The organism is Paenibacillus sp. FSL R7-0302 (assembly GCF_038006885.1).
Taxonomy (GTDB): domain Bacteria; phylum Bacillota; class Bacilli; order Paenibacillales; family Paenibacillaceae; genus Paenibacillus_AQ.
Window position 1 is genome coordinate 2,344,835 of the sequence record NZ_JBBOWB010000001.1, and the last position, 13,650, is coordinate 2,358,484.

10 protein-coding genes are annotated in these 13,650 nt (G+C 53.1%); 6 read left to right on the forward strand and 4 right to left on the reverse strand.

The genetic code is table 11. From position 1 onward, the window contains the following. Positions 1–212 precede the first annotated feature (212 nt). From MKY96_RS10215 to MKY96_RS10225, 3 genes are all read left to right on the forward strand, one after another. Positions 213–1,565 carry an ABC transporter substrate-binding protein gene (locus MKY96_RS10215; RefSeq protein ID WP_340940166.1) on the forward strand — a complete coding sequence of 451 codons (1,353 nt, stop codon included), beginning with the start codon at positions 213–215 and terminating at the stop codon, positions 1,563–1,565. Between the two features lie 82 nt (positions 1,566–1,647). Further along, positions 1,648–2,586 carry a carbohydrate ABC transporter permease gene (locus MKY96_RS10220; protein ID WP_340940167.1) on the forward strand — a complete coding sequence of 313 codons (939 nt, stop codon included), beginning with the start codon at positions 1,648–1,650 and terminating at the stop codon, positions 2,584–2,586. A gap of 7 nt (positions 2,587–2,593) precedes the next feature. After that, positions 2,594–3,424, forward strand: coding sequence for a carbohydrate ABC transporter permease (locus MKY96_RS10225; protein ID WP_425355134.1), 831 nt, complete (start codon positions 2,594–2,596; stop codon positions 3,422–3,424). Between the two features lie 45 nt (positions 3,425–3,469). Here MKY96_RS10225 and MKY96_RS10230 read toward each other — a convergent pair whose 3' ends face one another. After that, positions 3,470–4,456, reverse strand: coding sequence for an AraC family transcriptional regulator (locus MKY96_RS10230; RefSeq protein ID WP_340940168.1), 987 nt, complete (start codon positions 4,454–4,456; stop codon positions 3,470–3,472). Positions 4,457–4,632: 176 nt separating this feature from the next. Here MKY96_RS10230 and MKY96_RS10235 point away from each other — a divergent pair, with 176 nt between their 5' ends. Continuing rightward, entirely contained in the window at positions 4,633–6,750 is a 2,118-nt protein-coding gene (locus tag MKY96_RS10235) for a glycoside hydrolase family 52 protein (RefSeq protein ID WP_340940170.1), read from the forward strand. Between the two features lie 264 nt (positions 6,751–7,014). On the opposite strand, the gene MKY96_RS10240 is transcribed toward MKY96_RS10235, so the two are convergent. Both MKY96_RS10240 and MKY96_RS10245 read right to left on the reverse strand, forming a co-directional pair. Beyond that, the gene (locus MKY96_RS10240) at positions 7,015–8,121 is read right to left on the reverse strand and encodes a glycoside hydrolase family 88 protein (RefSeq protein ID WP_340940172.1); all 1,107 of its coding nucleotides are present in this window, start codon (positions 8,119–8,121) and stop codon (positions 7,015–7,017) included. A gap of 102 nt (positions 8,122–8,223) precedes the next feature. Then, a complete protein-coding gene (locus MKY96_RS10245; protein WP_340940174.1) occupies positions 8,224–9,084 on the reverse strand; it encodes an AraC family transcriptional regulator in 861 nt (286 codons plus the stop codon). Between the two features lie 162 nt (positions 9,085–9,246). Here MKY96_RS10245 and MKY96_RS10250 point away from each other — a divergent pair, with 162 nt between their 5' ends. Further along, positions 9,247–10,854, forward strand: a complete 1,608-nt coding sequence (locus MKY96_RS10250; protein ID WP_340940176.1) for a glycoside hydrolase family 43 protein — start codon at positions 9,247–9,249, stop codon at positions 10,852–10,854. Positions 10,855–10,863: 9 nt separating this feature from the next. On the opposite strand, the gene MKY96_RS10255 is transcribed toward MKY96_RS10250, so the two are convergent. Beyond that, positions 10,864–11,964, reverse strand: coding sequence for a GerAB/ArcD/ProY family transporter (locus MKY96_RS10255; protein WP_340940177.1), 1,101 nt, complete (start codon positions 11,962–11,964; stop codon positions 10,864–10,866). A 177-nt stretch (positions 11,965–12,141) separates the two neighbouring features. Here MKY96_RS10255 and MKY96_RS10260 point away from each other — a divergent pair, with 177 nt between their 5' ends. Then, positions 12,142–13,650, forward strand: coding sequence for a spore germination protein (locus MKY96_RS10260; RefSeq protein ID WP_340940180.1), 1,509 nt, complete (start codon positions 12,142–12,144; stop codon positions 13,648–13,650).

Below are 13,650 nucleotides of genomic sequence, written 5' to 3' on the forward strand. Positions count from 1 at the left end.
AGGTCAGCGGACCTTCGTTTTTTTCTGTGAATATAAGAAGTTACATGTTGCACATCTTCTTAAATTTACCGCACCTCCCTCTTAAATTAGTTCATTCTAACCCTGAGGGCTGAATGCTATTCTTGGAGCATAAGGAAACGCTTACGGGCGATGATGCGCACATCGGGCCGCCAGCTTCCGGGCTGTATACCCAAGGGGAGGTTACTCAAGATATGAAGAACACCATTACGAAATTATCCGTCATGCTGCTCGCAGCAACCACTGTACTCACCGCATGCGGCGGAAATAACAATAACAAGGCCAGCGGCGGCAACGCAGCCGCGACTGAAGCTCCGGCAGGGAATGCTGCAGCTACTGATTCTGCGAAGAAGGACGTCAGCTTCACCATCGGTTATGCGTCAGGTGATCCGGCGACCAAGAAAGCCATAGCCGATACCGTTAAGAAATTCATGGAAGCGAATCCTAACGTCACCATCAAAGACTTAAGTGAAACCTCATCGGCGGCTTATCTGGACTGGCTGAAGACGAAGGATGCGGTTGGAGAATTCCCGGATCTGGTGGAAATGCGTGACACCCAGGTATTCGCAGATGCCGGCAAAATTGTAGAGCTTCCAGCCGATCTGCTGGATCTGTTCGAATCGCCGCCGCAGGTGGACGGCAAAGTATGGAACGCTCCCATGCAGGTCAACGCACCGCAAGGGATCATTTACAGCAAAAAAGCCTACGCGGACGCCGGGATCACCGAGCTTCCCAAGACCTATGACGAGTTCATTGCCATCCAGGAAAAATTGAAAACAACAGGTATCTCCCCGCTGGTAGTAGGCGGTAAGGATATCTTCCATATGGGCTTCTGGGTCAATAAATTCCTGATTGACGATGTCTACAGCAAAGACCCGGACTGGAACGCCAAGCGTACGGCTAAGACCGTCAGCTTCGCAGATCCTGCTGTAGTTCAGGCCATGACTGATTTCAAAGAGCTGTTCAAGAACTATGTGGACAAAGGCTGGCTGAGCACCGCAGATAATCAGACCGCTTCGATTCTGGTATCCGGCAAAGCCGCACAGCTGTATTCCGGCACCTGGATGTTTACCCAGATTGCTGAAGCTGATCCAGGCTTCGAATTCGGCTTCTACGCGATCCCGGACCGCGAAGGTAAAGTGAATGTTATCGGTCTGCCGTCACCGGCCGGCTGGTCGTTATCCGCGGATGCCGCTAAGGATGCCGATAAGACGGCAGCGATCAAAGACTTCATCCGCTTCTTCTTTGAACCGGAACAGTACTCGGTCTATCTGGCTTCGATCAATGCCATTCCTTCCACCAAAGAGAAAGTAACCTATGAGACCAGCGAGCAAATGCAGGTTGCACTTGATCTCATTGCCGACACGAACGTAACCAAATCTCTGGCCATCAACAACTGGTGGGGCGATAACCTGATTCCTCCGCAATTCCGCAACTGGTACTATAAGCTGCTCCAGGATATGGTAGTGAACGATGCGGACGTCACGGAATATATGAAGAAGGCCGATACCGAATATGACAATCAGGTCAAAGCCAATTCACTGTAAATAAAAGCGCCGGAAGGGAACCTCTGCTCCGGCAGCGGTTCCCTTATCTGAACAAGCGCGTCCCAGGGAGGGGAGAGGAACCATGGCTACATCCATCGTGAATACAGACAAGTCATTGATAGCCGCAGAGAAGCCGGGTAAGAAAAAGAAAAGATGGCAGTCCTACGCGCTGTTGTTCATCCTGCCGTCATTCCTTTTATACACACTGTTTGTCATTGTCCCTACAGCAGGCAGCGTCTACCTAAGCTTCACATCATGGGACGGGATCAGCAGCGATATCCGGTATATCGGATTCGCCAATTTCGTCGAGATCTTCCAGAGTCCGCGGGTGCAGAACGCATTGAAGAACACTTTAGTTATGACAATTACGCTGGTTCTGCTTGAGAACATTGCTGCAATCGCCATGGCCTTAATGGTCGACAAGGTACGCTGGTTCCGCAATTTATTCAGAAGTATCTTCTATTTCCCGACCCTGCTCAGCGGGATCGTCATGGGCTTTGTCTGGGCAATGATTCTGAATTACAACTTCGGCGTGTTTAACCAGATCCTGACCTCCGTCGGTTTAGGCGACTATATCGTGGACTGGCTGGGTAATCCGAAATACGCTATGCTGTCGATTATTCTGTCAACGGTCTGGAAAGGCGCGGGTTATTATATGATCATTTATCTGGCCGGACTGCAGGGCATTCCGCAGGAGCTTAATGAAGCGGCCAGCATTGACGGTGCAGGCGGCTGGCAGCAGTTCCGGCATATTACGTTCCCGCTGCTTGCGGGTTCGATGACTGTGTGCATGGTGCTCTCTATGATCAGTGCGCTGAAGATATTTGACCAGATTGCCGTAATGACCGACGGCGGCCCGGGCTTTGAGACAGAGACATTAACTTATATTATCTACAAAGTAGGCTTCGGGGAGCTGAGACAAGGCTTCGGCACTGCTCTGGCCATGGTCCTGTTCCTGATTATTCTCATCATTACGGTCATCCAGGTTAAATTCCTGCAGAAACGGGAGGTGCAGCTCTAAGATGACGATGCAGACCAAGCGGAGAATCACTGAAATTGTCCTGTTTGTCATAACGCTCCTGGTAGCGGTTATCTTTTTCTTCCCGATTTTCTTTAATCTGATGTCCGCGTTCAAAAGCAACGCCGAGATTATGCGCGATGCGGTTGCTCTTCCGAAGACACTGTATTTAGACAGCTTCAAATATCTGCTTACGGAGACCGAATTTCCGCGTGCGATCCTTAACAGTCTTATTCTGACCGTAGTGGCGATTGTCGCCCAGGTGCTGATTATTCCGATGGCAGGTTACGCGATTGAACGCAGAAATGCCCGCTGGACGCGGCTGGTCTTCATCTATTTCCTGGCCGGGATGATGATTCCGTTCCAGGCGTATATGATTCCGCTGTTCAAAGAGCTGAGAATACTCGGCCTGTACGGCAGTCTGGCGGGACCTATCATGATCTATGTCGCCGGTGCCGTAGGCTTCGGATGCCTGCTCTATACCAGCTTCGTCAAAGGTATTCCACGGGAGATCGAAGAGGCCGCAGAGATTGACGGGTGCTCCCGCTACGGGATTTTCTGGAGGATCGTCTTCCCGCTGCTCGGGCCGGTTACGGCAAGTATGGTGGTGCTGAACGGTCTGGGGATCTGGAATGACTTCCTGATGCCGATGCTGGTTCTGCCTTCAGGCCAGGCTAAGACAATGGTTGTAGAAATCTACCGGTATATCGGGGAATTCTCCTCGCGCTGGGATATGATTTTTGCCGGAACCGCCATGTCGGTCGTGCCTGTGCTGATCGTGTTTATCTTCCTGCAGAAGTATTTCGTTAAGGGGATTGCGTCAGGGGCCACCAAGGGGTAATAGGTGTGTGTCTTCTGGGGGAGAATAAAAAAACTCCGCAGGCCATTATATAATGGTTTGCGGAGTTTTTGTTATAATTCCCTGCGCAGTAGCGGATAACGCATTGCCGTCTGTCTTCCCCGGTTCCTCCGTAAGCTGACGGTAGCCCATGGGCGGCAGGCCGGTCCAGCGCTTGAACTGCTTGCTGAAATGGGAGACATCACGGTAGCCGAGCCTGTAGGCGATACTCTCCACGGACAGGCTGTTATCCAGCAGGAGCAGCTTGGCATGGCGGATAATCAGGTCAGAGAGATACTGCCTCGGGGGCAGTCCGTAGATTTGCCGGAAGGCGCGGTTACAGTGACTCGGGCTATAGCCAAGCCTTGCGGCTATGTCTTCGATGCTTCCGCCCCGGCTGCCGGTTGCCGCAGCGGTGAATACGGATTCCTGCAGCAGTCCTTCAATGGCATTCGCCAGGGCAACGGTTTTCTCCGTAACGCCCGGTAGGGTGCTTCGGGCAGGGGAGGGCAATGCAGCCAGCACCCAGCTGCTGAGTGCGGTGAACAACTGCAGCGAAGCATTGAGCGTCACCAGCCGGCCCCGCTGGGTATCGCTGGCATCAGGGAGGATCGTCGAGCTGATAATTGCATCGAGCGAAGAACGGATCGCCTGCAGCTCCGGAGTGTCACCGCTTAGGCTGACAGTGTCCATCGTCATCAGGGAACGGCGCAGGACCAGATCATCAATGTCGAAATGCAGGCAATAATAGGTCATCTCATCCTCTGAAACCGTACCCAGACTGGAATGCAGGACACTTGGGCGGATGAACAGAATGTCGCCGCTGTGCTGGATGTAAGATTGCCCGCCTACGGTCATTTGCTGCGAACCCTGCAGGACGATATTGATCTCGAACATCGGATGGGTGTGCGCCGGATATTGCCACTCCCTGTTCACCTTGCGCCAGTGGGCAGCGAATATATGGAAGGCAGCCTGTATATCCGGGGACATCCGGCCGTCCATGGAATGCTGTGTACCGGGTTCTAAAACGTTCATACGCATGCCTCTTTTTCACTAAAAGTTGGCTTTATTATAACATAGGCTGCCGCGTCCGATTGATTTGTCCAAAAAATTGGCCGCTTTACGCCTGTTACATAAGCCGGGCCGGCGCTAACATAGAGCTATGATCCCGGTAGTGCCGGGACACAGTCTGGAGGGAGTGCATTTACGTTATGCCGACAAATCCGTTTTTCAATGCCCATCATTCACCGATTGGTTCTTTTTCCAGCTTCACTCTGGGGTTCAAGGGAGCGTCCGGCGGTTTCGATCTGGAAGCGGGTAAGCCGCCGAGACAGAACGTATATATTGGCCTGGAACGTAAGGACGGCCGCGGCTTCGATACCTTGCCTTTCCATGAGCAGGGCAGTGACGATGAGAGCAAGCGCTATGACATCGAGAACCCGGACCCGAGCCCGGATAAGCCGCAGATACTGTTTCACTTCGGGGAAGACGAGATTACGCGCGATTTCCGGCTTACCGCCGACAGCTGGCAGGCAGGCGATCTGACCTTCCGCATTCTGTCACCAGTGCGGCCGGTGCCGGACCCGGAGACGGCCTCGGATGCAGAGCTGAAGGAAGTGCTGTTGCCAGCCGTGCTGGTAGAGCTTGAAGTCGATAACACAGCGGGCAGCTCTGCGCGCCGTGCTTTCTTCGGCTTCCAGGGGAATGACCCGTATAGCGCCCTTAGAAGATTCGATGGAGGCAAGGAGAATCTGACCGGTGTCGGCCAGGGCCGGTTCCTGGCGATCGCCGCTGAACAGGGAAGCGTCAAGTCCGCCATGCACTTCACTATGGAGGATATCCTCACTGCGGAGCTGGAGGAGAACTGGACCTTCGGACTGGGTCAAGTGGGTGCACTTGTCATGGATGTGCCTGCGGGTGAACGGAAGGTCTACCGCTTCGCAGTCTGCTTCCACCGGTCGGGCTATGTGACCTCGGGGATGGATGCCAGTTATTACTATAACCGTTATTACAGCAATGTAGAGGCGGTAGCGGAATATGCGCTGTCCCATTTCGATCAGCTGAAGCAGCAGGCCATGCAGGCTAACTCCATGCTGGAAGGAACAGGGCTCAGCGAAGATCAGACCTTCATGCTTGCTCACGCCATCCGCAGCTATTACGGCTCCACCGAACTCTTGGAGTACAAAGGCCAGCCATTCTGGGTCGTCAACGAAGGCGAATACCGGATGATGAACACCTTCGACCTTACGGTTGACCAGCTGTTCTACGAGCTGAAGATGAACCCGTGGACCGTACGCAATGAGCTGGATATGTTCGTGGACCGGTTCAGTTATGTGGACACCGTCCGTTTCCCGGGAGATAGCACCGAATATCCGGGCGGACTTAGCTTCACGCATGATATGGGAGTAGCCAACGCCGTGTCGCGTCCGGGGTATTCCTCCTATGAGCTGTACGGCATTGACGGCTGCTTCTCGCATATGACCCACGAGCAATTGGTCAACTGGATTCTCACTGCAGCAACCTATGTGGAGCACACGGGCGACCGCAGCTGGATGGAGCGCAATCTGACGGTACTGGAGAGCTGCCTGCAAAGTATGCTCAACCGGGATCATCCGGACCCGGCGAAACGCAACGGTGTGATGGCGCTCGACAGCTCACGGACCATGGGCGGTGCGGAGATTACTACGTACGACAGTCTGGATGTGTCACTGGGCCAGGCGCGCAACAATATTTATCTGGCGGGTAAGTGCTGGGCAGCATATTTGGCGATGGAGAAGATTTTCCGCGATAACGGCAATACGGAGCTGTCACAGACTGCCGGCAGACAGGCCGAGCTCTGCGCAGCAACCATCGTGGGCAGTGTTACCGAAGGCGGCTATATCCCGGCAGTAATCGGAGAAGGCAATGACTCGAAGATTATTCCGGCGATTGAAGGCCTCGTGTTCCCTTACTTCACCGGCTGCAAGGGAGCTCTGGAGCGCGGGGGGCGGTTCGGTGAATATATCGGGGCACTTGACACTCATCTGAAGGCTGTGCTTGTGGAGGGAGTCTGCCTGTTCGAAGACGGTGGCTGGAAAATCTCCTCCACCAGCAACAACAGCTGGCTGAGCAAGATTTATCTGTGTCAGTTCATCGCCAGACAAATTCTCGGTCTGGAGTGGGGGGACAAGGGCCATGCAGCCGATTCGGCACATGTAAGCTGGCTTACGCATCCGCAGCTCTCGGTCTGGAGCTGGAGCGACCAGATTATCTCTGGCGAGATCACCGGCAGCAAATATTATCCGCGCGGTGTGACGGCTATTCTGTGGCTGGATGAGCAGCGGGGATAAGCATTCGTACGCCGCATAAGCGGGGGAACGTGTTAAACATTATAAGTGTTGCATGTATTAGAACTTTGAATCCGAATAGTTGTGTATTCGTGAAGATTGCTGCATGAAATGCAGGAATCCTACCTGCAAATCTTTGAGCTTTTAAGAATCATAAGTTTAAAAAAACAAACAGCGAATCTCCCATGGCGGGGGTTCGCTGTTTGTTTTATGTGCTAATCCCCAAGGATAGGGAGGCCCGCTGTTTGTTGTTATGCCATAACCAGACTAAAAAATACGATGCTTCCAGCCGTTCAGCTTAGCGACAGCTTCGACATAGTAATAGTCACCGTAGATCAGCGATACATCGATGAAGGAGTCACCGCTGCCTGCACCATGGAGCAGAATCGCCTCATGCTCCGGCTGGTCCCAGGTGGCATAGTTCTCGGTCAGTGAACGCAGAATCCGCTCTGCGGCATTAGCGTAGAGGCTTTGCTCGCCAAGCGGCACGATGTCAGCCAGCTCCAGTAAGCCTGATGCCGCGATGGATGCAGCGGAGCTGTCTCTGAACATCCGCTTGTCGTCTGCCAGCCGGAAGTCCCAGTAAGGCACATGATCCTCCGGAAGGGCAGAGATGAAATAATGGGCAATCCGCTTCGAAGTATTCAGGAAACGTTCATCTCCGGTGTGGCGGTAAGTATTAATGAAGCCGTACAGTCCCCAGGCAGCCCCCCGGCTCCAGCAGGATTCCGCGGAATAGCCCTGACCGCCGAAATTCTCGATATATGCGCCAGTCTCGGCATCGAAGGAGAGGATATGCTTGGTCGATCCATCCTCCCGTACACCATACTGCATCGCAGTCTCCGCATGGCTGACCGCAATATGTCTATAGCGCGGATCGCCAGTCACCTTGCTTGCCCAGAACAGGAGGGAGATGTTCAGCATGCAGTCGATAATCACCCAGCCGTGTTTGTCCTCATTCCAGGCGCGGATGAACCTGCCAACCGGATTATAGCGTGCGGCCAGGAAATTAGCGGCCTCAAGTCCCCGGCGCAAGCCATCCTCATCCCCGGTCAGAACGTTCTTGATTACGGCTGTAGCCAGGAACTGAAAACCAACATCATGATGCAGCTCCACGGTCGGCTTAACGAACCATTGCTCCAGCGTCTCATCCCAGGGCCAGGCTGCATCCTTATAGTGGTCCTTGCCGGTCATATCATGCATAATCCAGAGCATCCCCGGCCAGAAGCCGGTTGTCCACCAGTCGGAGGCGATATCATCGAACTTACCGTCTTCTCCGGCGAAATGCGGACATTTCCCGCCGATCTGCTCGATCATCCGCGTAACCTTCGTATCCAGCCGGTTCATAACTTCCTGCCAATATGCTGTACTCATCACTGATGCCTCCAATAATTAGAATATGGCCTCAGTATAGCGTTCTATGGTTATATAAAGTTGCACTTTGATATGAAGAAATATTGTTATATTGTCATTTAACTACATGTTCCCTTTCCGGTACTTCAGCGGAGTGGTCCCGAGGACCCGCTTGAACAGCTGGTTGAAATAGGAGGCGTTCGGGAATCCGACGGCGATGCCGATCTGCTCTACAGGCATATCGGTAGTTCCGAGCAGCCGGCAGGCCTGCTTGAGCCGCCGGGCGGTAAGATAGTCGACCAGTCGGCCGCCAGTTTCCTGATGAAAGATCCGCGAGACATAGGATTTCGAGAGATGAGTCTCCTCCGCAAGCTGATCCAGATTCACCTCTTCCTGATAGTGAGCCTCTATCCAGTTCATGATCTGCTCCGAATACCGGAGATTCCGCCGTTCTCCGGCAGGGATCAGAGACTGCCCGTCTGTTCCCAGGCAGCTTAGCAGCTGCAGGAGCAGCATCGTGATATCCTCAGGGTCTTCCTCGGACAATTTCATCCTTAACTCATTGTAATTCTGATAAAACCATTCTATGGCTTCAATCCGGTCCCGAAGATCAAAGCCGCAATACGGGTTGTCCCCCTGCCAGAGAGCAGAGAATAATGCCTTACGCTTGCTGAAGCCCTGCAGCAGATTCTCGGCAATATGGGGATCGAGATAGAAGATCGTGCGTACGAATGGACAAGCTGGTGATACTTCTGAATAGATCCGGTGCAGCTGATACGGCTGGAAAAAGAAAAGCATGCCCGGCCGGATATCATACATCTGCTGATTCACAACAATGCTGCCCTGCCCGCCATGCACGAACATGATCTCACAGCACTGATGCCAGTGGTAATATCCCTTGTAATGGTCGTCGGTATAGATGCGGTAGTCCCAGATCAGAGATTGCCGGTTCGCAAACAGAACAGGTTCGAATAGCTGTTTCATATCACTCTATGAAGCCTCCAACAAGACAAAATACAAACATTTTATTATAACCCATTATAACTTTCTGCTCCCTCACGCGCTACAATAAAAGCGGGGATTCTTCAATAGAATCCAAGAGGTACAATTCAATCTGTAACTTACATCAAGCAGGGGGTAACATTCATGGCTTCAACCATTGTCAATCCGGTGTTGACCGGCTTTCATCCTGATCCGTCTTTCCTCAGGGTGGGTGATGATTATTATATCGCAACCTCCACCTTCGAATGGTTCCCCGGTGTGGAGATTCATCATTCCCGTGATCTGGTGCACTGGCATACGCTTACCAGAGTGCTGACCGCGACCTCACAGGTGGATCTGCGCGGCAACGGAAGCTCCGGCTCCATCTGGGCACCGGCAATTTCCTGGGATAACGGCTTATATTACCTGCTGTTTACGGATGTGAAGTCCCGCTCAAGTGTATATAAGGATCTGCATAACTACCTGATCACTGCTGCCAGTCTTGAAGGACCCTGGAGCCCGCCGGTACGGCTGAACGGCAGCGGTTTCGACCCGTTCCTGTTTCATGACAGTGACGGACGCAAATGGCTGCTGAATATGCGCTGGGATTTCCGGCAGAATCACAGCAATTTTTCCGGCATCGTGATGCAGGAGTATGACCCTGAGAGCGGCAGGCTGAGCGGCCCTATTCATGAAATATACCAGGGGACTCCTACAGGAGTAACGGAAGGACCGCAATTGTACAAGCGCGGGGATTATTACTATCTGCTGGTTGCCGAAGGGGGCACCGGAGTGAATCATATGGTCACGATGGCGCGCAGCCGCAGCCTAACCGGACCTTATGAGACCGATCCCGATTACCCGGTCATGACTACGGCTCATGATCTGACCTATGCCTTCCAACAGGCAGGGCACGGCTCACTGGTGGAGACGCAGTCGGGGGAATGGTACATGGCTCATCTGTGCACCCGGCCGATCCCGGGAACGGGCAAGCTGAATCCGCTGGGCCGGGAGACGGCCATCCAGCGCTGCGTATGGACGGAGGACGGCTGGCTGCGCCTGGCACACGGCGGGAAGCTGCCGGCCTTGCGGACCGAAGCGCCGGAGCTTCCCCCGCACCCGTTCGATGCCTTGCCGGAGCGGGATGATTTTGACGGCCGTGTGCTGGGTTATCCCTACCAGAGTCTGCGTGTACCGTTCGATGAATCATGGGTGAGCCTGCAGGAGCGTCCCGGATTCTTGCGGCTCCGCGGCCGGGAATCCCTGGCATCGCTGTTTGACCAGAGTCTGATCGGGAGGCCGATTCAGCATTTTGCCTGCACCGTGACTACCTGCCTGGAATACAAGCCAGACAGCTTCATGCAGATGGCTGGACTGGTGCTCTACTATGATGACAAGGATTACTATTATCTGCGCGTAACAGCGGATGAACTCAGAGGGGTAGCTTTAGGGGTCGTAATGTGTCAGGCCGGCAAATACGGGGAAATTTCCTCTATGCAGATATCGGTGAAGGACTGGGAGCGTTACTATTTGAAGGCAGAGATTCATGGCAGAGATATTATGTTCTACGCTTCGCGGGACGGGGAGGTCTGGACAGCGATGTGTACACCACTTGATTTCGGCACTCTCTCGGATGAGCACGGCGGCAAGCTGGGCTTTACCGGCTCTTATGCCGGGATCTGCGCCCAGGATCTGGACCAGCAGGCGAAGGCGGCATATTTTGACTACTTCGAATATACAGGTCTGGACGTATCAGCCCCGCACAGCGTATAGCTCTACAGCTTATGAGGCAGCGGCGCGCTGCCTCACTTTGTATACTACGAGGATCACAAGTGGAAGTGCGAGCGAATAGGTTAAATTCCAGTCCACCCAGTAGGGGGGGATTTCTTTGACGTAGAAGATGATATCCTTGGAGATGAGCTGTGAAAGCCCGTAAATCAGGAAGGCGACAGGAAAGATTAGAGGGCGGTGGCTTTTCAGCTTGAATATTTGCGCGGTTCCGAGTACAAAGGCATAGAAGTAGAGTGCTGTCTTGAAATAGGTCGTGATAATCCAGGCTGTAGCCATAAGTGCTTCAAGCCGCTGCAAAAAGTTGGCGATATTGATTTTTTGGGCCAGGATATAGGCGGCATAGAAATTATGCTCGGAGAAATAGACACCGAGAACAGTCAGCGAGAGGAACAGAATCAGGTTCAGGCCTACAGAGCCTATACAGAGCGCGATGAAGATATCACGGTTAATTTTACTGTTCTTACGGGTGTAAGGATAGACCATGAAGAACACGCAGATCTCCCCGAACGGGTAAAACACACCGATCATGATCGAATGCAGCATATCCGGTAAAGGTGTAGTCATCATGGGATAGACACGATCCAGCCGGACCTGCGGAAATAAGAGCACCATCAGGGCCACCAGAAATAAGGCAAACAGCGGAAAGAACACCTGCGCTGCCCGTCCGACCGTCTCAAGCCCCAGGCGCAGACCGTACACCAGCAGAACAATGCTCATGAACCGGATCACTCCGCCGGGAGTTCCCTCGTAGATCTGGGTACACATGAAATCCTCAATTTCCCGGACATACGTAGAGGCCGCGATGATGAAGAAGAACAGATAGTACCCGCCTACCGCGCTGCCAAGCCATCTCCCCAGCACCTGCTGGCTGATTTCAATAATATTTTTGTCCGGATTAATATTAGCGACTGTGACAAACAGGAACACTAGTGCAATTCCCGGAGGAATGCTGAACAAGGCGGCGATCCAGGCATCCTGATGGGCTTCTGCAGTCATGGCTGCCGGATAGACCAGAGCCATGTCTCCGATAAAGGTAAAAAGACCGAGGATTACCAACTGTGCCGTACTGATCCGATCTTTTTCAATACTCATCTCTATCCCCCATTTACTTGTGACCGCCAGGGCCTATTAACCCGGAATTCCTCTTAGTATGGCATCCCCTTCCAGAATTATGTGAATCAGGCACGGATCTCATTTTAGGAATAATTATCAAGCAATGCTACCAAACTAACCTGAATAGAATGTTCACGGGAAGGAGAGGTGGCCCGGATGAAGAGTACGGTTGAGGGTAAGTTGTCCAGCCGGCTGGAGGTCAATAATGAACAGCTGTACAAGCTGCTGGGCGAGAGCACTGACCTGGTGCGAAAGCAACTGAAGCTGGGAGAGCATACGGAGCTGGCTATTTTTTATATTGATGGTCTGATAGATAATCAGCTGCTGCATAATTCAATTCTGTATTCGCTTCAGGAGGGGCGGACCTCGGCTCTGCTGGAGGAACAGGACCCCGATAAGAAACTGGAAATCTTGACGAACCGTGTCCTAATGGCCGGTGATCTTACCCTGGTTCAGGATTACGCCCAGTTCGTACACGACCTGTTATCCGGCAACGTGATGCTGATGGTGGAGGGGACGATGTCAGCACTGAGAATCGGGCTGCCCGGCTGGGAAGACCGAGGGGTAAGTGAGCCCAGCTCGCAGTCTGTGGTCCGCGGACCTATGGAGGGGTTCAGCGAGAATCTGCGGACCAACACCGCGTTAATCCGGCGCAAGATCAAAGATAGCCAGCTGTGGCTGGAAACCATGCAGATCGGCCGTGTCACCCAGACCAGTGTCTCGATTATGTATCTCAGCCACATTGCGAATAAAGAGCTGGTGCAGGAGGTAAAGCGGCGCCTGAACAGCATTGATACGGACAGTATTCTGGAGAGCGGCTATATCGAGGAATTTATTCAGGACAAGGTGGCGACACCCTTTCCGACAATCTATAACAGTGACCGGCCGGATACCATCGCGGCGGGGATTCTGGAAGGGAAGGTGGCTATCCTGGTTGACGGAACCCCTTTTGTACTGCTGGCCCCGACCGTATTTGTCTCCTTCTTTCAGTCGGCGGAGGATTATTATCAGCGTGCGGATATCTCTACCCTGCTGCGGTTCATCCGGTTTCTGGCTTTTTTTCTCACCTTGTTTGCCCCTGCGTTCTATGTGGCTATCACAACCTATCATCAGGAGATGATCCCGACCAATCTGGTGATCAGTCTGGCGGCCCAGCGGGAGACGGTACCGTTTCCGACTTTTGTCGAAGCGCTGATGATGGAATTAACCTATGAGATTCTGCGTGAAGCAGGGGTACGGATTCCTAAGAATGTAGGTCAGGCTGTATCCATTGTCGGAACACTGGTCATCGGGCAAGCGGCGGTTGCGGCAGGGTTCATCTCCTCGGCGATGGTTATCATTGTATCCATTACAGCGATCTCAAGCTTTGTGATTCCCGAGGCCGGGATGTCCATTGCTGCACGCATTATCCGGTTTTTCCTGATTGCGCTGGCCGGGTTCATGGGACTGTACGGAATATTGTGCGGAGTATTCTTAGTGGTGCTGCATCTCGTCAGCCTGCGCTCCTTCGGCGTTCCTTATATGAGTCCGCTGGGGCCCTTCAGGCCGGCAGACCTTAAGGATTCTTTCTTCAGGTTCCCCTGGCCGTTCCTGAGAACAAGACCGCAAGAGAATAGAACACAGAATCTGCACCGCCAGAACAGATCCAGACGCGGGGGTTCCTGA